At 69.0% G+C, this 18,447-nt stretch carries 20 protein-coding genes; 17 read left to right on the forward strand and 3 right to left on the reverse strand.

The genetic code is table 11. The annotated features are described in order from the left end of the window. Positions 1 to 127: 127 nt before the first annotated feature. Genes ACJMKX_RS00880 through truD form a run of 5 tightly spaced genes read left to right on the forward strand, consistent with a single transcriptional unit; the run spans position 128 to position 5,239 of the window. Positions 128 to 1,774, forward strand: coding sequence for a CTP synthase (locus ACJMKX_RS00880; RefSeq protein ID WP_405220070.1), 1,647 nt, complete (start codon positions 128 to 130; stop codon positions 1,772 to 1,774). After that, positions 1,771 to 2,619 carry a 3-deoxy-8-phosphooctulonate synthase gene (gene kdsA, locus ACJMKX_RS00885; protein ID WP_405220072.1) on the forward strand — a complete coding sequence of 283 codons (849 nt, stop codon included), beginning with the start codon at positions 1,771 to 1,773 and terminating at the stop codon, positions 2,617 to 2,619. Before ACJMKX_RS00880 ends, kdsA begins: the two co-directional genes overlap by 4 nt. A 24-nt stretch (positions 2,620 to 2,643) precedes the next feature. Beyond that, positions 2,644 to 3,933, forward strand: coding sequence for a phosphopyruvate hydratase (gene eno / locus ACJMKX_RS00890; RefSeq protein ID WP_405220074.1), 1,290 nt, complete (start codon positions 2,644 to 2,646; stop codon positions 3,931 to 3,933). 8 nt (positions 3,934 to 3,941) lie between these two features. After that, a complete protein-coding gene (locus tag ACJMKX_RS00895) occupies positions 3,942 to 4,217 on the forward strand; it encodes a septum formation initiator family protein (protein WP_405220076.1) in 276 nt (91 codons plus the stop codon). Positions 4,218 to 4,222: 5 nt separating this feature from the next. Next, positions 4,223 to 5,239 carry a tRNA pseudouridine(13) synthase TruD gene (gene truD / locus ACJMKX_RS00900; RefSeq protein ID WP_405220078.1) on the forward strand — a complete coding sequence of 339 codons (1,017 nt, stop codon included), beginning with the start codon at positions 4,223 to 4,225 and terminating at the stop codon, positions 5,237 to 5,239. Between the two features lie 4 nt (positions 5,240 to 5,243). Here truD and ACJMKX_RS00905 read toward each other — a convergent pair whose 3' ends face one another. After that, positions 5,244 to 5,804 carry a Smr/MutS family protein gene (locus tag ACJMKX_RS00905; RefSeq protein WP_405220080.1) on the reverse strand — a complete coding sequence of 187 codons (561 nt, stop codon included), beginning with the start codon at positions 5,802 to 5,804 and terminating at the stop codon, positions 5,244 to 5,246. 132 nt (positions 5,805 to 5,936) lie between these two features. Here ACJMKX_RS00905 and surE point away from each other — a divergent pair, with 132 nt between their 5' ends. The 4 genes from surE to ACJMKX_RS00925 are packed head-to-tail and all read left to right on the forward strand — an operon-like array spanning position 5,937 to position 8,626. Further along, positions 5,937 to 6,683, forward strand: a complete 747-nt coding sequence (gene surE / locus ACJMKX_RS00910) for a 5'/3'-nucleotidase SurE (RefSeq protein ID WP_405220081.1) — start codon at positions 5,937 to 5,939, stop codon at positions 6,681 to 6,683. After that, entirely contained in the window at positions 6,676 to 7,344 is a 669-nt protein-coding gene (locus ACJMKX_RS00915; protein ID WP_405220083.1) for a protein-L-isoaspartate(D-aspartate) O-methyltransferase, read from the forward strand. Before surE ends, ACJMKX_RS00915 begins: the two co-directional genes overlap by 8 nt. Continuing rightward, on the forward strand, positions 7,341 to 7,922 hold the full coding sequence (locus ACJMKX_RS00920; protein ID WP_405220085.1) for a YqaA family protein: 582 nt from the start codon (positions 7,341 to 7,343) through the stop codon (positions 7,920 to 7,922). The genes ACJMKX_RS00915 and ACJMKX_RS00920 overlap by 4 nt, the downstream gene beginning before the upstream one ends. Beyond that, positions 7,922 to 8,626 (forward strand): peptidoglycan DD-metalloendopeptidase family protein, encoded by a 705-nt coding sequence (locus ACJMKX_RS00925; RefSeq protein ID WP_405220087.1) that lies wholly within the window; start codon positions 7,922 to 7,924, stop codon positions 8,624 to 8,626. The genes ACJMKX_RS00920 and ACJMKX_RS00925 overlap by 1 nt, the downstream gene beginning before the upstream one ends. Before the next feature lie 10 nt (positions 8,627 to 8,636). On the opposite strand, the gene ACJMKX_RS00930 is transcribed toward ACJMKX_RS00925, so the two are convergent. Next, entirely contained in the window at positions 8,637 to 9,002 is a 366-nt protein-coding gene (locus ACJMKX_RS00930; RefSeq protein ID WP_405220089.1) for an Mth938-like domain-containing protein, read from the reverse strand. 150 nt (positions 9,003 to 9,152) lie between these two features. On the opposite strand from ACJMKX_RS00930, the gene ACJMKX_RS00935 reads away from it, so the two are divergent. From ACJMKX_RS00935 to lysS, 4 genes are all read left to right on the forward strand, one after another. Beyond that, a complete protein-coding gene (locus ACJMKX_RS00935) occupies positions 9,153 to 10,073 on the forward strand; it encodes a hypothetical protein (protein WP_405220091.1) in 921 nt (306 codons plus the stop codon). After that, positions 10,070 to 11,791, forward strand: coding sequence for a single-stranded-DNA-specific exonuclease RecJ (recJ, locus tag ACJMKX_RS00940; protein ID WP_405220093.1), 1,722 nt, complete (start codon positions 10,070 to 10,072; stop codon positions 11,789 to 11,791). The genes ACJMKX_RS00935 and recJ overlap by 4 nt, the downstream gene beginning before the upstream one ends. Before the next feature lie 56 nt (positions 11,792 to 11,847). Continuing rightward, positions 11,848 to 12,943 (forward strand): peptide chain release factor 2 gene (prfB, locus tag ACJMKX_RS00945; RefSeq protein ID WP_405220095.1). Its coding sequence is split into 2 segments (ribosomal slippage): positions 11,848 to 11,919 and positions 11,921 to 12,943, totalling 1,095 coding nucleotides; the frame shifts between segments, so codons are not numbered across the junction. 34 nt (positions 12,944 to 12,977) lie between these two features. Beyond that, positions 12,978 to 14,555: a lysine--tRNA ligase gene (gene lysS, locus ACJMKX_RS00950; protein WP_405220097.1), complete on the forward strand. Its 1,578-nt coding sequence runs from the start codon at positions 12,978 to 12,980 to the stop codon at positions 14,553 to 14,555. Here lysS and ygfZ read toward each other — a convergent pair. Then, positions 14,525 to 15,397 (reverse strand): CAF17-like 4Fe-4S cluster assembly/insertion protein YgfZ, encoded by an 873-nt coding sequence (ygfZ, locus tag ACJMKX_RS00955; protein ID WP_405220099.1) that lies wholly within the window; start codon positions 15,395 to 15,397, stop codon positions 14,525 to 14,527. The genes lysS and ygfZ overlap by 31 nt on opposite strands. A gap of 118 nt (positions 15,398 to 15,515) precedes the next feature. On the opposite strand from ygfZ, the gene ACJMKX_RS00960 reads away from it, so the two are divergent. From ACJMKX_RS00960 to sdhA, 4 genes are all read left to right on the forward strand, one after another. After that, on the forward strand, positions 15,516 to 15,689 hold the full coding sequence (locus tag ACJMKX_RS00960) for a DUF1674 domain-containing protein (protein ID WP_405220100.1): 174 nt from the start codon (positions 15,516 to 15,518) through the stop codon (positions 15,687 to 15,689). A 157-nt stretch (positions 15,690 to 15,846) separates the two neighbouring features. Continuing rightward, on the forward strand, positions 15,847 to 16,236 hold the full coding sequence (gene sdhC / locus ACJMKX_RS00965; protein WP_405220101.1) for a succinate dehydrogenase, cytochrome b556 subunit: 390 nt from the start codon (positions 15,847 to 15,849) through the stop codon (positions 16,234 to 16,236). Between the two features lie 13 nt (positions 16,237 to 16,249). After that, positions 16,250 to 16,633 carry a succinate dehydrogenase, hydrophobic membrane anchor protein gene (sdhD, locus tag ACJMKX_RS00970; RefSeq protein WP_405220103.1) on the forward strand — a complete coding sequence of 128 codons (384 nt, stop codon included), beginning with the start codon at positions 16,250 to 16,252 and terminating at the stop codon, positions 16,631 to 16,633. Next, positions 16,630 to 18,417, forward strand: a complete 1,788-nt coding sequence (sdhA, locus tag ACJMKX_RS00975; RefSeq protein WP_405220105.1) for a succinate dehydrogenase flavoprotein subunit — start codon at positions 16,630 to 16,632, stop codon at positions 18,415 to 18,417. The genes sdhD and sdhA overlap by 4 nt, the downstream gene beginning before the upstream one ends. Positions 18,418 to 18,447: the final 30 nt, after the last annotated feature.

Consider the following 18,447-nt stretch of genomic DNA (forward strand, 5'->3'; position numbering starts at 1 on the left):
TTTCAACATCCGTCGGGCTTGAGTTGGGGGTCGGAGTAAGCATACGCCCGGGCGCTGTCTGCGGGCGGTAGAACGTGTGCTTACTCCGGCCCCTTGCTATTGGCCGATATCCCCGCGGGGTTCTTCCATGACGTGCTATGTATTCATTACCGGCGGTGTGGTCTCCTCACTCGGCAAGGGCATCACCTCCGCCTGCCTCGGCGCCATCCTGGAGGCCCGGGGCCTGAAGATCAGCATGATCAAGCTCGACCCCTACATCAACGTGGACCCTGGCACGATGAGCCCCTTCCAGCATGGTGAGGTATTCGTGACCGCGGACGGCACGGAGACCGACCTGGACCTGGGCCACTACGAGCGCTTCGTGCGCACGACGACCGGGCGCAACAGCAACTTCACCACCGGCCGCATCTACGAGAGCGTCATCGCCAAGGAACGCCGCGGCGACTACCTGGGCGCCACGGTGCAGGTGATCCCGCACATCACCGACGAGATCAAGGAGAGCGTGCGCCGCGGTGCGGGCGACGCCGACGTCTGCATGGTGGAGATCGGCGGCACGGTCGGCGACATCGAGTCGCTGCCGTTCATGGAGGCCATCCGCCAGATGGGCGTGGAGGAAGGACGCGACCGGGTCGTGTACGTCCACCTCACGCTCGTGCCCTACATCGCCACTTCCTCGGAGATCAAGACCAAGCCCACCCAGCACTCGGTGAAGGAATTGCGCTCCATCGGCATACAGCCGGACGTCCTGGTGTGTCGCTCCGAGCACCCGCTGCCGGCCGAGCAGCGGCGCAAGATTGCACTGTTCACCAATGTGGCCGAGAACGCCGTGATCTCGGCCATCGACGTGGACGACATTTACAAGATCCCGATGATGCTGCGCGACCAGGGTCTCGATCAGATCGTCGTCGACCACATGGGCCTGGAAGTCCCGCCCGCCGACCTGGGCGAGTGGGAGGACGTGGTGCACGCCAAGCAGCATCCCACCGGCGAGGTCAACGTGGCGATGGTGGGCAAGTATGTGGACTTCCGCGACTCCTACATCTCCCTGTCCGAGGCCCTGCTGCACGCGGGCATCCATACCTCCACCCGGGTGAACATCCATTACTTCGAGTCCCAGGACATCGAGACGGACGGCGCGGACTGCCTGCGGGACATGGATGCTATCCTGGTGCCCGGCGGGTTCGGCGAGCGCGGGGTCGAGGGCAAGATCAGCGCCGTGCGGCTCGCGCGGGAGAACGGTATCCCCTATCTCGGCATCTGTCTCGGCCTGCAGGTGGCCGTGATCGAATTCGCCCGTCACGTGGCCGGGCGCGACGGAGCCCACAGCACGGAGTTCGAGCGCAGCACACCGCATCCCGTGATCGCGCTCATCACCGAGTGGCAGACCGAGGAGGGCCGCGTCGAGGAGCGCGACGAGGATTCCGACCTGGGCGGCTCCATGCGACTGGGCGCCCAGCCGATTCAGCTGGCCGAAGGCTCGCTGGCTCGGGAGACCTACGGCAAGCCGACCGTGCACGAGCGCCACCGGCACCGCTACGAGGTGAACAACAACTACCGGCCGGCGCTGGAGGAGGCGGGCATGCGCTTCTCCGGCACCTCGCTGGACGATCTGGTGGAAATGGTGGAGCTGCCAGCCCATCCCTGGTTCCTGGCGAGCCAGTTCCATCCGGAATTCACCTCCAATCCCCGTGACGGTCATCCGCTATTCACCGGTTTCATCAGCGCCGCGCGGCGCCACCGGGAAAGCGAGGTGCCGGAGGCCGCGCGGGCATGAAGCTCGCCCATTTCGAGGCGGGGCTGGATCGGCCGCTGTTCCTCATCGCCGGCACCTGCGTCGTGGAGAGCGAGCAGCTCGCCATCGATACCGCGGGCCGGCTGAAGGAGATCACCGACGGCCTCGGCATGCCGTTCATCTACAAGTCGTCCTTCGACAAGGCCAACCGGAGTTCGGCGGGCAGCTTCCGCGGGCCGGGCATGGAGGAGGGCCTGCGGGTGCTGTCCGAAGTGCAGCGCCAGGTCGGCGTGCCGGTGCTCACGGACGTCCACGAGGACACGCCGCTCGACGAGGCGGCGGCGGTGGCGGACGTGCTGCAGACGCCGGCATTCCTCTGCCGCCAGACCAACTTCATCCTCCGCGTCTCGTCCCAGGGCCGGCCGGTCAATATCAAAAAAGGCCAGTTCCTCTCGCCGTGGGAGATGGGCAATGTCGTGGACAAGGCACGCTCCACCGGCAACGAGCAGATCCTGGTGTGCGAGCGCGGTTTCACCTTCGGCTACAACAACCTGGTCTCCGACATGCGCAGCCTGGCGGTCATGCGCGAGACCGGCTGCCCGGTCGTATTCGATGCCACTCACTCGGTGCAGCTGCCGGGCGGCAAGGGCAGTGCCTCCGGCGGGCAGCGCGAGTTCGTGCCGGTGCTGGCGCGGGCGGCGGTGGCGGCCGGCGTAGCAGGCGTGTTCATGGAGACCCACCCTGACCCCGAGCGCGCCCTGTCGGACGGCCCGAATGCCTGGCCGCTGGAGCGGATGGAGGCATTGCTCGAGGTGCTGCAGGCGCTGGACGGGACCGTCAAGAAAAGCGGCTTCGCCGAGGCCGAATTTGGCCTTCAGGCCGGATAAAATACAGATAAATCAGGAGACAGCATGGGTCAGATCGCCGATATCCGTGGCCGCGAGATCATCGATTCGCGCGGCAATCCCACGGTCGAAGCCGACGTAATCCTGCAGAACGGAGTCATCGGCCGTGCTGCCGTGCCCTCCGGCGCCTCCACCGGGGCCCACGAGGCGGTGGAACTGCGCGATGGGAATCCGGACCGCTATGGCGGCAAGGGCGTGCGCAAGGCGGTGGGCAACGTGAACGGCGCTATCCGCGACACGCTCGTCAGCATGGACGTCCACGACCAGACCACCATCGACCGGCGCCTCATCGAACTCGACGGCACGGAAAACAAGTCCCGGCTCGGCGCCAATGCCATCCTCGCCGTCTCGCTGGCTTGCGCCCACGCGGCGTCCCGGTCCTCCGGCGTGCCGCTGTACCGGCTGATGGGCGAGGAGTCGGTGATGCCCGTGCCCATGATGAACATCATCAACGGCGGTGCGCACGCGGACAACAACGTGGACATCCAGGAATTCATGATCCTGCCGGTCGGCGCGCCGCGCTTCTCGGAGGCGGTGCGCGCGGGTGCAGAGATATTCCATGCGCTGCGCAAGGTGCTGCACGGCCGCGGCCTGAATACGGCGGTGGGCGACGAGGGTGGCTTCGCGCCCGATCTGCCTTCCAACCGGGCGGCGCTGGACACGATCGCCGAGGCGGTGGAGAAGGCGGGCTTCCGCCTGGGCGAAGACATCATGCTCGGGTTGGACGTTGCGAGTTCCGAGTTCTACCGCGACGGCGTATACCGGCTGGAATCCGAGGACCGGGAGTTCGACGACGCAGGGTTCGTCGACTACCTGGCCGGCCTGGTGGACGCCTATCCCATCATCACCGTCGAGGACGGTATGGCCGAGGACGACTGGGACGGCTGGAAGCTGCTGACCGAACGCCTGGGCGGCCGCATCCAGCTGGTCGGCGACGACCTGTTCGTGACCAACACCCGCATCCTGTCCCGCGGCATCGAGAACGGCATCGCCAACTCCATCCTCATCAAGCCGAACCAGATCGGGACTCTCACCGAGACGCTGTCCGCCATCGACATGGCGGTGGAGGCGGGCTACAGCGCCGTCGTGTCGCACCGTTCCGGCGAGACGGAGGACTCCACCATCGCGGATATCGCGGTCGGCACCCGTGCCTCGCAGATCAAGACCGGCTCGATGTCGCGTTCGGACCGTGTCGCGAAGTACAATCAGCTACTGCGGATCGAGGAGGCCCTGAATCACCACGCGAGCTATGCGGGTCGCGGGGCCTTCCCGCTTTCGGAGGCTGAAGAAGGCTGAAGACTGACGTGCGCTGGTTCCTCGCCCTGCTGCTGTTCCTGTTCCTGGGTCTCCAGGCGGACCTGTGGCTGTCCGAGGATGGTTACCGCAAGACCCGCGAGCTGCGCAGCGCGGTGGCCGAGGCACGCGAGGAGAACGAGGCCCTGGCGGCGCGCAACGCGGCGCTGGAAGCCGAAGTGCAGAACCTGAAGACGGGATCCGAGGCGGCCGAGGAGCGTGCCCGCAGTGATCTCGGCCTGATCGGCCCGCGCGAGACCTTCTACCAGGTTGTCCCGGCCGACTGAGCACCGTGGACATCCCCGACTGGCCCCGGGCGGGCGGCTCCGCTGCCGGCGCGGCCCGGCTGAAATCCTCGGCCGAGGATTTCATCGTGGAGGAGGAGCTCGGCTTCGAGCCGTCCGGCGACGGGCCGCATCACTATCTGTTCGTCGAGAAGACCGGCTGTAACACGCAGTGGGTGGCGTCCCGGCTGGCGCAGCATGCCGGCGTGCGCGCGCGGGATGTGGGCTATGCGGGATTGAAGGACCGGCACGCCCGCACCCGGCAGTGGTTCAGCGTGCCGCTGCGCGACGCGTCGCCCACCGACTGGGAGGATTTCGCGGCCGAGGGAGTGCGGCTCCTGTCCGTGACGCGCAATCGCCGCAAGCTGCGCCGCGGGGCGCTGTCGGGCAACCGCTTCCGGTTGCGGCTGCGCGATGTGCGGGCCGACCGGGCGATCCTCGAGTCGGGCCTCGAGCGGGTCGCCGTCGACGGCGCGCCGAATTATTTCGGCCGCCAGCGCTTCGGCCGCGACGGCGGCAACCTGGATCTGGCACGGCGGCTGTTCGACGGCGAACGGCTCGGCCGCCGCGAACGCGAGTTCGCCCTGTCCGCGGCCCGCGCCTGGCTCTTCAACCAGGTGCTGGCGCGGCGGGTCGGGGACGGCAGCTGGGACCGCGCACTGGACGGCGAGGTGCTGATCCTCGACGGCCGGGGCAGCGTGTTCCACGCGGAGGCCACCGACGAGTCCCTGGCCGCCCGGGTCTCGACGGGCGGGGTGCACCCCACGGGTCCGCTGTGGGGCCGGGACGGGCCGCGGCCGGCGGCAGCGGCGGCGGCCGTGGAACAGGCGGTGGCCGCGGAGTGGGAATGGCTGGTTGCGGGTCTGGAGGCGGCGGGCCTGGAAATGTCCCGGCGGAGCCTGCGCCTCGTGCCACGGGCGCTCGACTGGTCCTGGGAGGACGAGGAGTGCCTGCTGCTGCGTTTCTCGCTGCCCGCCGGGGAGTATGCAACCACGCTTGTCCGCGAGCTGCTGCGGACCGGCTGAGGCGTCAGAGCGGCTTCAGCAGGACGTAGACCGCCCCGGTGCCGCCGTGGGCCGGTTTCGCCGAGGCGAACGCGAGCACACCGTCCCATTGCCGCAGCCAGCCGTCGACACGCTGCTTCAGTACCGGGCCGCGATGTCCCGAGCGCTTGCCCTTGCCGTGGATCACGCGGACGCAGCGGTGACCGCGGGAGCGGCTCTCGACGAGGAACTCGTTCAGCGCCTGTTTGGCCTCGTTCACGGTCAGGCCGTGCAGGTCGGTCTCGGCCTCGATGCGGTAGCCCCCGCGGACCAGTTTCTGCATGGCCCGGGAGCTGAGGCCGGGTCGATGGAAGCGCAGCTGGTCGCCGCTGAGGCGCTCCTGGTCGGCCACGCTGTGGCTGAGACTCTCGGCCAGTACCGCGGCCTCGTCGGCGCGGCGGAAGCGCGCCTCGGGCGCCGGCGGGCGGCGGCGCGCCTCGATGCGGTCCAGGCGGATGCGCCTCGCGTCGCCCACGCTGGTGCGAAAGAGTTCGATGTCTTCGTCGCTCAACCCGGCGCCGTCGCCGCCCTGCCTGTCGTCCGTCATCGACCGCCTCCCTGCCGTGGTGCGCGAAGCCGCCCGGGCATCCGCGCACGACCTCGTTCGCCCTAGGTACCGGTGCGAACATTGAGTATAGTTAGCGCCGTCCATCAGCACCAACGACAGGCTCACACCGGTTTGCGAATTCTTGTCAGTAACGACGACGGGCACCTGGCCGAGGGCGTTCGGGTGCTCGCCGACGCACTAGAGTCGTTGGGCGAGATCACCGTGATGGCGCCGGACCGCAACCGCAGCGGCGCCAGCAACTCCCTGACCCTGGAGTCCCCGCTGCGCGTCATCGCCACCGGCGAGCGCCGCTATTGCGTGAACGGCACGCCGTCCGACTGCGTCCATCTCGGCGTCTCCGGATTCCTGCCGGAGGAGCCCGACATGGTCGTGTCCGGTATCAACGAGGGCGCCAACCTCGGAGACGACGTCATCTATTCCGGCACCGTCGCGGCGGCAATGGAAGGCCGTTTTCTCGGTCTGCCCGCCATCGCCGTCTCGCTGGTCGGCAACAATCCCGAGCATTACCCGACCGCCGCGCGGGTGGTCGTGTCGCTGCTCGAGCGGATGCAGCGTCATCCGCTGCCCTCGGACACGATCCTGAACGTGAACGTGCCAGACCGGCCGTGGGAGGAGCTGGAGGGTATCGAGATCGCCCGGCTGGGCTTCCGTCATCGCTCCGAGCCGGTGATGCGGGACCACGACCCGAAGGACAAGCCCATTTACTGGATCGGTCCGGCCGGCGGCGGTCAGGATGCGGGCCCCGGCACCGACTTCAATGCCATAGCCCGGGGACGTGTGGCCGTGACCCCCCTGAAAGTGGACCTGACCCGCCACGAGGTGCTGGACGACATGCGCACCTGGCTCGCCGATGATTGACGGCACCGCGCACCGGGGCATCGGCATGACGTCGGCGCGCACGCGCAACCGGCTGGTCGAGCGGTTGCGGGCCGGCGGCATCCGCGACGAGCGCGTGCTCGAGCGCATCCTCGCCGTGCCGCGGCACATCTTCGTCGACGAGGCGCTGGCGAGCCGGGCCTACGAGGATACGGCGCTGCCGATCGGCCACGGCCAGACCATCAGCCAGCCGTTCATCGTGGCGCGTATGACCGAGGCGCTGCTGAAGGGGCTGCCGGGCGGGCGCATCCTGGAGATCGGCACCGGCTGCGGTTACCAGACGGCAGTGCTCGCGCCCCTGGTCGACGAGATCCACACGATCGAACGCCTGATGCCGCTCATGACCCGGGCCCGGCAGCGTATCCACGAACTGGGTATCGGCAACGTGCGCTTTCGCCGCGGCGACGGCTGGGAGGGCTGGCCGAAGTACGGGCCCTACGACGGCATCCTGGTGGCGGCGGCGCCGGAGCGGGTGCCCGAGGCGCTGCTCGCCCAGCTCGCACCGGGCGGCCGGCTGGTGCTGCCGGTGGGCTCGGCCCGGCGCCAGGAGCTGATGGCCATCGTGCACCGCCACGACCGCTACGAACAGGTCTCGCTCGGCCCGGTCAGCTTCGTGCCACTGGTGGCGGGAGCCTCGGCGTGAGGATATTCGGCGGTCTGTACGACCGGGTCCTGTCCTGGTCAGCCCATCCCCACGCCCGCTGGTATCTGGGCGGACTCAGCTTCGCCGAGTCCTCGTTCTTCCCGATTCCCCCTGACGTGATGCTGGCGCCGATGTGCCTGGCGCGGCCGGACCGGGCGCTGTCGCTGGCGACGCTGACCACGCTGACCTCGGTGGCGGGCGGCATCGCGGGCTACGCCATCGGCTATTTCGCGCTGGAGGCCATCGAGCCGCTGCTGAAGAACGTGGGCTACTGGGACGCCTACCTCGAAGGCCGCGACTGGTTCGCCGAGTGGGGCGTGCTGGCGGTGCTGATCGCGGGTTTCTCGCCGATCCCGTACAAGATCTTCACCATCTCCGCCGGCGCGGCCGCCATGGCCTTCCCGGGTTTCGTGATCGCCTCGTTCTTCGGCCGGGGCGCCCGCTTCTTCCTGGTGGCCGGGCTGATCGCCCTCGGCGGCCAGCGATTCGCCGACGGGCTGCGCCGTCGCATCGATCTGCTCGGCTGGCTGTTCGTCGCGCTCTGTCTCATCGTGGTGGCCATCGTCGCGGTCAGGTGATGGGAGGGCTGACGCGAGCGCTGGCGCTCTGCCTGGCCGCCGCCCTGCTTGCGGCCTGCGGCGGCCGGGCGCTCAACTGGGAAGCCGACGTCCCCGCCGCCCATATCGTGCGCAGCGGCGACACCCTGTATTCCATCGCCTGGCGCTACGGACTGCAGGTACGCGACGTCGCCCGCTGGAACGGCCTCGGCGACGGTTCGCTGATCCATCCGGGCCAGCGCATCGTCCTGCGCCCGACGGCGGCAGGGACCTCGCGTTCCGCCGGAGCGGCGCCCGACGGCACTCGCAGCGGCCATGGCAGTCCCCGGCCCGTGCTGCCGGACCTGCCGTCGCCGGCCTGGCGCTGGCCCACCGACGGCGCGATCACGGCCGGCTTCGGTGAGGAAAACGCCGCGCTTACCGGGGTGCTGATCGAGGGGCGCATGGGGCAGGAGGTGCGCGCCGCCGCCGACGGCGAGGTGGTGTATGCGGGTAGCGGCCTGATCGGCTATGGGAATCTGGTCATCATCAAGCACAACGCCACGTACCTGAGCGCCTACGGCCATAATCGGGCGCTGCACGTGGCAGAGGGCGAGACGGTGAAGCAGGGCGAGCGCATCGCCGAGATGGGCGAGGGCCCGGGCCGCAAACCCCGGTTGCACTTCGAGATACGCCGCAATGGCGAACCGGTGGACCCCCGGCCGTTCCTGCCGCGGGGACGATAGGCGGCTGCGGCTATTCCACGATCAGCGCCGCCACCACCCGTCGCTCCTCGGCGGTCAGGATATTGAAGGTGCGGCAGGCGGCCCGGGTGTCCATGACTTCGAGGCCGATACCCTGCCTGGCCAGACCGCGGGTGAGCGCGGCGTCGGGGAAACGCAGGCTGCGCCCGGAGCCGAGCAGCAGGATCTCCGGCGCCAGGTCGACCGCAGGCTCGAGGGTGGTGGCGTCGAGCGTCTCCACGTCCGCACAATCCCAGTCCCGCACTTCCTCCGGCAGCAGCAGCACGCTCGATCGGTACAGCGTGCCGCTGATGGTGATGCCGGCCTCGGAGCAGGCCGTGATGCTGAGTCCCGCGGGTTTGTCCAGAGTGAATTTCATGGTCTCAATTTTCCGGGGTCAGTTTCATGGCGTATCATGCGGGCCCGGATGCGGGCGACGGCACAAGCGACGATCCAGGCCCCGACCTTAGGGATTCCGCGGGTCGTGTCAATGCCGCACGGCCCGCCCTCAGATCACCCGACACGCTCGATGAAGTCTCTCCTGTTCCTGACGGACCTCGATCAGCCGGCGCTTGCGCGGGTGTTGCCCGGCGTGCAGGGCGCGGGCGCCCCGCGCGCACCGGATGCCGCGAACGCCGTGGCCCGCTGGCTCGGGATCACGCCGCCGGCGCCGCCGGCGTGTCTGCGGCTGGACGGCGAGCGCAGTCGAACCGGCCCGGATTCTGCCGTGAGCGGCACGAGGCCGGGAGGCAGTTGGCTGGCCTGCATGGATCCGGTGTCGATGGCCGCCGACATGCGGGAGCTGCACATGCTCGAGCACGCGCCCGTGCTCGCCGATGGCGAGGCGGCCGCACTCCGCGATGACGCGCTGCCGAGCCTGGCGGAGCGCGGTTTCTCCCTCGGCGTCGGTGGCGCGGGTCGCTGGTACGTCGGGTCGGAGCGGCAGTACGAATTCACGGCGGCGTCGCCGGCGGTAGCACGGTCCGGGCGTATCCGCGACGAACTCCCCGAGGGTCCGGACGCGGGTCTGTTCCGCGCGCTGGGCAACGAGATACAGATGCTGTGGCACGATCATCCGGTCAACCGTGCGCGTGCGGAGCGGGGTCTGCCGCCGGTGAACTCCGTCTGGTTCTGGGGCGGCGGCCTTGCGGCGGCCGCCCCGGCGGCGGGCGGGCAGCGCCTGCCGCCGCTCTATGCGGACGACCCGCTGCTGACCGGCCTATGGCATCGCCTGGGCGGCGAGACGGCCGCGCCGCCTGCCGGTGACGCGGCAGCCCGGGCGCTCGCCGCGGGTAGTGTGCTTGCCCTGGCCGGCGAAGCTCTCGCCCGGCCGGCCGTGGTGAAGGCCCTGCGGCGGGGTCGCGTCCGTATCGTCACCCGGGACGGCCTTGCCGCCACATTGCCGCGGCGCGGCCCGCGCGCGCTGCTCGCGGCCTGGAGACGGCGATGAGCGAGGACGCGCTGCCCATCGCGCGGCGGACGGCGGGCGAGGATGCCGCGCTGCCCGCCTCCCTGCATCCGGTACTGCGCCGGGTGTATGCGGCACGCGGCATCCGCACGGCGGAGGACCTCGAACTCGGCCTCCGTCATCTCGCGCCGGTGGGCGGGCTCGCCAATCTCGAGCGGGCGGTGGAACTTTTGCTCGCTCACCGCGGCGGCCGCGTCACGATCGTCGGTGACTTCGATGCCGACGGCGCCACCAGCACGGCGCTGGTGATACGCTGCCTCCGCCGTTACGGCTTCGCGGCCGTGGACTCGCTGGTGCCGAACCGCTTCGATTTCGGTTACGGGCTGACACCGGAGATCGTCGAGGTCGCCGCCGAGGCCGGGCCCTCCCTGATCGTCACCGTGGACAACGGCATCTCCAGCGTGCGCGGCGTCGAGCGCGCCCGGGAGCTCGGTATCGACGTGCTGGTCACCGACCACCATCTGCCCGGCGAGCGGCTGCCGGAGGCCGCGGCCATCGTCAACCCGAATCTTCCGGGCGACCCTTACCCGAGCAAGTATCTCGCCGGCGTGGGCGTCGCGTTCTGCGTAATGGCCGCGCTGGGGCGCCGCCTCGCTGCGGAGGGGCAGGCGGGAGCGGAACGTATCGCCGCCGATTACCTCGACCTCGTCGCGCTGGGCACGGTGGCCGACGTGGTGCCGCTGGACCGCAACAACCGGGTGCTGGTGCGACAGGGCCTCGCCCGCATCCGCGCCGGGGCCGCGGTGCCCGGCATCCCGGCCCTGCTGCAGGCCGCCGGCCGGGTTCCGCGGCGGGCGGTGGCCAGCGATCTCGCCTTCGGCGTTGCCCCGCGGCTGAATGCCGCGGGACGGCTGGAGGACATGAGCACCGGCATCGAGGCGCTGGTATCGGATTCCGTGGCCGAGGTGCGTGCGCTGGCGGGCCGTCTCTCCGAGATCAACGACGAGCGCCGCCGCATCGAGGCGCGCATGCAGGCGGAGGCGCTGTCATCGATCGAGGACATTGACCTGCCGGCCGGAGAGAACGCGCTGCCGCACTGTGTCACCCTGTACGATCCCGGCTGGCATCAGGGCGTGGTCGGGCTGGTGGCCTCCCGGATCCGCGAACGGGTCAATCGCCCGGTGATCGCGTTCGCCGATGCCGGCGGCGGGGAGCTGAAGGGCTCGGCCCGCTCGGTACCCGGCGTGCACATCCGCGACGTGCTCGCCGCCGTGGCGGCGTCGGCGCCGGAACTGATCGGCCGCTACGGCGGCCACGCCATGGCGGCCGGTCTCAGCCTGCCGCGCTCGAATCTGGAGCGGTTCCGCCGGCTGGCGGCGAGCCGGGTGGCCGAGTGCTTCCCGGACGCGGACTTCAGCGGCACGCTGCTCACCGACGGCGAACTCGAGGCAGCGGACATCGGCCTGCCGCTGGCCGAGGCGCTGCGGGAGGCGGGTCCGTGGGGGCAGGCATTCCCGGAACCGCTGTTCGACGGCGTGTTCACCGTCCGCGAGGCCCGCGTCGTGGGCGAGCGGCACTGGAAGCTGAGACTGACCGGCAGCGGCGCCGGCGCGCCGGTGGACGCCATCGCCTTCAACCAGGTCGACGCGGTGACGGTGATGCCGGGGCAGCGGCTGCACGTCGCCTATCGGCTCGACGTGAACGAGTACGGCGGCATCCGCCGCGCCCAGCTCGTGGTGGAGAGCATGCATCGGCTGTAGCGCCGTCGTTCGCGCCGCGCATGTTAGACTGCGCCGCTTGCTTTCGGAGGGGTGCAATGGACACCAACCAGATCAGAACGGAGATCGAGGACCTCGCGGAGAGGGCGGAAGCCCTGAGGAGGTATCTTTGACTACGCGGGCAAGTCGGAGCGGCTGACCGAAGTCCTGCGCGAGCTGGAGGACCCGGCCGTGTGGCAGGACCCCGAGCGTGCCCAGGCGCTCGGCCAGGAACGCGCCGAACTCGAGAAGGTGGTCGGCACCCTCGATCGCATCGGCACCCGCGTCGCGGATGCCGGCGAGTTGCTCGAGATGGCGGCGGCGGAGGAAGACCAGGACACCCTGTCGTCCATCGCCCGGGATATCGGTGGCGTCGCCAGCGACGTCGAGGGGCTCGAGTTCCGCCGCATGTTCTCCGGCGAGATGGATTCGGCCAACGCCTTCGTCGATATCCAGTCCGGCGCCGGCGGCACCGAGGCACAGGACTGGGCAGAGATGCTGCTGCGCATGTATCTGCGCTGGGCCGAGCAGCACGGCCTCCGTACCGAGATGATCGAGGCCTCCGAGGGCGAGGTGGCCGGCATCAAGAGCGCGACGGTGAAGTTCGTCGGCGAGTACGCCTACGGTTGGCTCAGGACCGAGACCGGCGTGCACCGCCTGGTTCGTAAATCACCGTTCGACTCCGGTAACCGTCGCCACACCTCCTTCGCCTCCGTGTTCGTCTCGCCGGAGGTGGAGGACGACATCGACATCGAGGTGGATCCGTCGGACCTGCGCATCGACGTCTACCGGGCCAGCGGCGCCGGCGGCCAGCACGTGAACCGTACGGAGTCGGCCGTGCGCATCACCCACGAGCCCTCGGGGATCGTGGTGCAGTGCCAGAACGACCGCTCCCAGCACAAGAACAAGGCCACCGCGATGAAGCAGCTCAAGGCCAAGCTCTACGAGCTGGAGCTGCAGAAGCGCCGGGCCGAGGCGGATGCGCTGGAGGACACCAAGGCAGACGTCGGCTGGGGCAGCCAGATCCGCTCCTACGTGCTGGACCAGTCCCGCATCAAGGACCTGCGCACGGGGGTCGAGACCGGCAACACCCAGGCGGTGCTGGACGGCGACCTGGACGAATTCATCGAGGCGAGCCTGAAGCAGGGCCTCTAGCAGAGCCTCTGGCAGAGCAATTGAGGGAAGAGCATTGAGTCAGGACAAGCCCGCGGAATCCGAGAACAAGCTGATCGCCGAGCGCCGGCGCAAACTCGCCGAGCTCCGCGAGACGGGCGGCGCCTACCCGAACGACTTCCGCCGCGACGCGCTGGCGGCCGAGCTGCATGCTGCCTGGGACCAGGAGGACCGCGAGGCGCTGGAGGAGCGGTGCATCCGCGTCTCCGTCGCCGGCCGCATGATGGCCAAACGGGTGATGGGCAAGGCGAGCTTCGCGAAGCTGCAGGACCACAGCGGGCAGATCCAGCTCTACGTCCAGCGCGACGCACTGCCCGAGGGTCTCTACGGGCAGTTCAAGGGCTGGGACCTGGGCGACATCGTGGCGGCAGAGGGCACCCTGTTCAGGACGCGCACGGGTGAGCTCAGCGTCAAGGTCGACGTCCTGCGGCTGCTGGTGAAGGCGCTGCGTCCGCTGCCCGAGAAGTGGCACGGTCTCACCGACCAGGAGACCCGCTACCGCCAGCGCTACGTCGACCTCATCATCAACGACGACAGCCGCCGGGTGTTCACCACGCGCTCGGAGATCGTCTCCTTCATCCGCGCCTTCATGGACGAGCGGCAGTTTCTGGAGGTGGAGACGCCGATGATGCAGACGCTGCCGGGCGGCGCGCTGGCGCGTCCGTTCGTGACGCATCACAACGCGCTGGACATGCAGCTGTATCTGCGCATCGCGCCGGAGCTGTTCCTGAAGCGGCTGGTGGTCGGCGGTTTCGAGCGCGTCTACGAAATCAACCGCAACTTCCGTAACGAGGGCATCTCCACCCAGCACAATCCGGAGTTCACGATGCTGGAGCTCTACTGTGCTTATGCGGATCACCGGGATCTGATGGAGCTGGTGGAGAGCCTGATGCGCGGCGTGTGCGAGGCAGTCACCGGCGGCACTGCCGTCGATTACCAGGGCAATAACTACGACTTCGCGCCGGCGTTTCGCCGGGTCACCGTCGAGCAGTCGATCCTCGACGCGAATCCGGGGCTGGAGCCTGCCCGCGCGCGGGATCGGGACCACCTCGCAGAGGTGGCGGAGTCCCTCGGCATTCCGTTGCTGGCCGGCTACGGGCCCGGCAAGCTGCAGATCGAAATCTTCGAGAAGACCGTGGAGAATACGCTGGATCAGCCCACCTTCGTGACCGCCTATCCCGTGGAGGTGTCGCCGCTGTCCCGGCGCAACGACGACGACCCCTTCGTCGCCGACCGGTTCGAGTTCTTCGTGGCGGGGCGGGAAATCGCCAATGGCTTCTCCGAGCTGAACGACCCCGAGGACCAGGCGGAACGTTTCCGCGCCCAGGTCGACAATCGCAGTGCCGGCGACGAGGAGGCCATGTCCTACGACGAGGACTACATCCGTGCGCTGGAATACGGCATGCCGCCGTGCGCGGGCCTCGGCGTCGGCATCGACCGGCTGGTCATGCTGCTGACCGACTCACCGTCGATCCGGGACGTACTGCTGTTCCCCTACATGCGGCCGGAGCATGGCCAGGAACATGGCCAGCAACATGACCAGGAGCGCGGCAAGGACGACTCTCAGCCGGCCTCCAGTTCCGGCACGGAGTAGGGCAGCGAGCCGGGCGCGGCTGGCGTGCCGTCCTGCAGGCGCAACTCGCCGCCGAGCTGCTTGATGGACGACACCGCGAGGAATTCGCTGCTGCCGTCGACGACAGCGCTCCGCACTACGGTGCCGGCCGTGCTGCCGGCCTCGTCCAGCAGTCGCGAGCCGGGTGCGGGCGGCTCTGCTCTCGCGCTGAAACGCAGCATCCGCCGCGACGGCCGGCCCAGGTTCTCCGTGCGCGCGACCACTTCCTGGCCCGTATAGCAGCCCTTGCGGAAACTGATCGCATCCAGCAGGTCGAGGTTCAGCATGTGGGGTGTGAAGGCTTCGGCCGTCTCCGGGTAAAGCGCGGGGCGCCCGGCGCGGATGGCCGCGCGGCGCCAGGCTTCCGCCGGCAGCAGCGCAGCGTCCAGCCCCTCGAGATGATCGGCTGCCGTGCAGATCTCCACCACGCGCGGCTCGGTGCCCGGCAGCACCCGCATGGCCAGCACGGGTTCGCCCTCGGGCAGCTGCATGCCGCCCGGTCCGGAGTCGACCGCGACGAGCCGCGTTTCGGGCTCGGATGCAATGTCCACGTCGGCGCGGAGTCGGTAGCGCAGCAGGCGGGCGGTGAAGTCGTCCGCCTGCCACCCGGGCAGGAAGAGCAGCACGCGGTCGCGGCCGTGCACGAGCGTGAGCAGGGCGATCACGCGGCCCTTCGGGTTGCACCAGGCGGCAGTCAGGATCCGCTCTGCCTCGAGCCGCCCGACGTTCTGCGTGAGCTGCCCCTGCAGGAAATCGATCCGGTCCGCACCGGTCACCGCAAGGCAGACCGGGGTGTCGCTGACGGGGTTCGACGTTTCGCTCAATTCGCCTCCTCGGCCGTTCTGCCGGCCCGCTCCGGACGCCGCCGCAGTGGCCGGGTTTCAAGGGTTTGACTCAGTTCGGGCGGGTGCATCGAGTGATCGCCTCTGGCATACTTAGAACATGTCTAAGCAGCCGCCCGAAACCTCCCCGGAGACCAACGACGGAGCCGGCGAAGACGCTGGAAACGCGCCGCTCCCGGGTGACGACGCGCCGAAAGAGATCGGCGGCCGTCAGGGTCCCGATCCTACGCGTTACGGCGACTGGGAGAAAGGCGGCCGTTGCATAGACTTCTGAGGTGCCGCCGGGCCAGCGGGCCCGAGGCGCCGGGCACACCCGCCGCGAAGAGGCCGTCATCCGGAGCCGGATGACGAACGTGCGTGGTCGTGTCCCGTGCGCGACACAGGTTCGACGCCGGCATCGGGAACAGCTTCGTCAGTCGAAAAAGAGGGACATGGACAACACCAACAGGCCACTGTCACCGCACATCGGTGTCTACCGCTGGCGCATCACTTCCACGCTCTCCATTCTGCATCGGGGCACGGGTGTGGCGCTGTCTCTCTCCACGCTGCTGCTGGCCGCCTGGCTGCTGGCCGCAGCCTCAGGAGCCGCAGCCTACCAGTCGATTGCCGGCTTCATCGGCTCGCCGCCGGGCCTGCTGATTCTGCTCGGCGGCAGTTATGCGTTCTTCTTCCATCTCGGCAACGGCATCCGGCACCTGTTCTGGGACGCCGGCATGGGCCTCGAGATGGAGCAGGCCAGGGCATCCGGCTGGACCGTGGTGGCCGCCAGCATAGTGGCGACGGCGGTCCTGTGGGTCATCATCCTGACGTCGGGCAGCTAGAGGGAGTACGGACATGACCATCAAGACTCCCATGGCCCGCGCGCTCGGGCTCGGCTCGGCCAAGTCGGGTACGGAACACTGGTGGATGCAGCGCGTGAGCGCCGTGGCGCTGGTGCCGCTGACCCTGTGGTTCGTCATCGCGCTCCTCGGTCTGGAAGGGCTGGATCACGCCACGGTGACTGGCTGGATCGCCACGCCGGTGACGGCAGTGCTGCTGCTGCTGCTGGTCGCGACCCTCACCTACCACTCGTTCCTCGGCACCCAGGTGGTGATCGAGGACTACACCGGTGGCGCCACCCGTGTGATTACCCTGCTCGCCGTGCGTTTCCTGCACGTCGTGGTGGCGGTCGCGGCGCTGTTCGCCATCCTCAAGATCGCTTTCGGGACGGAGACATGAGCCTGGACAAGGACTTCATCGACCACAAGTACGACGTGGTCGTCGTCGGCGCCGGCGGCGCCGGACTGCGCGCCACCTTCGGCCTGGCCGAGGCGGGATTCACGACCGCCTGCGTCACCAAGGTATTTCCGACCCGCAGCCACACCGTCGCCGCCCAGGGCGGCATCAGCGCCGCGCTCGGCAACATGGGCGAGGACGACTGGCGCTGGCACATGTATGACACGGTGAAGGGCTCCGACTGGCTCGGCGACCAGGACGCCATCGAGTACATGTGCAAAGAGGCCCCGAACGCGGTCATCGAACTCGAGCACTACGGCGTGCCGTTCTCCCGCACCGAGGACGGGCGCATCTATCAGCGACCCTTCGGCGGCATGACCACCCACTTCGGCGAGGGCACCGCGCAGCGCACCTGCGCCGCTGCGGATCGCACCGGCCATGCCATGCTGCACACGCTGTACCAGCAGTCGCTGAAGCACGAGGCGGAGTTCTTCATCGAATATTTCGCCATCGACCTGATCATGGAAGACGGCGTCTGCCGGGGTGTCGTGGCGCTGGATCTCGCCACCGGCCGTCTGCATCGCTTCAGCGCGCATCAGGTGATCCTCGCCACCGGCGGTTACGGCCGTGCCTACTTCTCCTGCACCTCGGCACACACGTGCACGGGCGACGGGGGCGGCATGGTATTGCGTGCCGGCCTGCCGGTGCAGGACATGGAATTCGTGCAGTTCCATCCCACCGGCATCTATGGCGCGGGCTGCCTCATCACCGAGGGCGTGCGCGGCGAGGGCGGGTACCTCACCAACGCGGAGGGCGAGCGCTTCATGGAGCGCTATGCGCCGAACGCGAAGGACCTCGCGTCCCGGGACGTCGTCAGCCGCGCGGAGACCATCGAGATCCGCGAGGGCCGGGGCGTCGGCGCGGAGAAAGACCATTGCTATCTGCACCTGGAGCACCTCGGTCGCGACGTGATCGAGGAGCGGCTGCCCGGCATCGCCGAGACGGCGAAGATCTTCGCCAACGTCGACGTGCTGAAGGAGCCCATCCCGGTGCTGCCCACCGTGCACTACAACATGGGCGGCATCCCGACGGACTACCGGGGCCGGGTCGTGACCTCCAGGGACGGCGATCCGGACAGCGTGGTGCCGGGTCTCATGGCCGTGGGCGAGGCCGGCTGCGTATCGGTGCACGGCGCCAACCGGCTGGGCTCGAACTCCCTGCTGGACCTGGTGGTGTTCGGCCGCGCCGCGGCACGGCATTGCGCCGAGAGCATGGACCGGGGTGCCCGGCACAAGCCGCTGGCGGACGACGCGGGTAAGGCGACCGTGGAGAAGATCCGCGGCCTGCTGGGGCGCGACGGCGAGCGCCCGACCGCGGAGATCCGCCTCGAGATGCAGAAGCTCATGCAGAATCATGCGGCCGTGTTCCGCACTGGCGACCTGCTCGCGGAAGGCATCGAGAAACTGAAGAACACCTTCGGCGACTACCGCCGGGTGAGTGTGGCGGACAAGTCCATGGTCTGGAATTCCGACCTGGTGGAGACGCTGGAGCTGGAGAACCTGCTGCTGAACGCACTGGCCACGATCCACTCCGCGGCCAACCGCAAGGAGTCCCGGGGCGCACAGGCCCGCGAGGATTACCCGGACCGCGACGACGAGAACTGGATGAAGCACACGCTGGCCTGGGTCGGCGAGGACGGGGGCGTGGAAATCGACTACCGCCCCGTGCACGGTCAGACCCTGACGGACGAGGTGCAGGCCATCCCGCCCAAGGCACGCACCTACTGACCGGGGCGGACATACCCCGAGACGGCAACA

Origin of the sequence: Lentisalinibacter sediminis, assembly GCF_040706615.1 — a bacterium.
Taxonomy (GTDB): domain Bacteria; phylum Pseudomonadota; class Gammaproteobacteria; order Steroidobacterales; family Woeseiaceae; genus Lentisalinibacter; species Lentisalinibacter sediminis.

Coding starts and splice junctions, on each gene's coding strand:
- ACJMKX_RS00880 (WP_405220070.1), top strand. CDS start 128: ATGACGTGCTATGTATTCATTACCGGCGGTGTGGTCTCCTCACTCGGC.
- kdsA (WP_405220072.1), top strand. CDS start 1,771: ATGAAGCTCGCCCATTTCGAGGCGGGGCTGGATCGGCCGCTGTTCCTC.
- eno (WP_405220074.1), top strand. CDS start 2,644: ATGGGTCAGATCGCCGATATCCGTGGCCGCGAGATCATCGATTCGCGC.
- ACJMKX_RS00905 (WP_405220080.1), bottom strand. CDS start 5,804: ATGACGGACGACAGGCAGGGCGGCGACGGCGCCGGGTTGAGCGACGAA.
- ACJMKX_RS00915 (WP_405220083.1), top strand. CDS start 6,676: ATGATTGACGGCACCGCGCACCGGGGCATCGGCATGACGTCGGCGCGC.
- ACJMKX_RS00925 (WP_405220087.1), top strand. CDS start 7,922: ATGGGAGGGCTGACGCGAGCGCTGGCGCTCTGCCTGGCCGCCGCCCTG.
- ACJMKX_RS00930 (WP_405220089.1), bottom strand. CDS start 9,002: ATGAAATTCACTCTGGACAAACCCGCGGGACTCAGCATCACGGCCTGC.
- ACJMKX_RS00935 (WP_405220091.1), top strand. CDS start 9,153: ATGAAGTCTCTCCTGTTCCTGACGGACCTCGATCAGCCGGCGCTTGCG.
- recJ (WP_405220093.1), top strand. CDS start 10,070: ATGAGCGAGGACGCGCTGCCCATCGCGCGGCGGACGGCGGGCGAGGAT.
- ACJMKX_RS00960 (WP_405220100.1), top strand. CDS start 15,516: ATGTCTAAGCAGCCGCCCGAAACCTCCCCGGAGACCAACGACGGAGCC.
- sdhC (WP_405220101.1), top strand. CDS start 15,847: ATGGACAACACCAACAGGCCACTGTCACCGCACATCGGTGTCTACCGC.
- sdhD (WP_405220103.1), top strand. CDS start 16,250: ATGACCATCAAGACTCCCATGGCCCGCGCGCTCGGGCTCGGCTCGGCC.
- sdhA (WP_405220105.1), top strand. CDS start 16,630: ATGAGCCTGGACAAGGACTTCATCGACCACAAGTACGACGTGGTCGTC.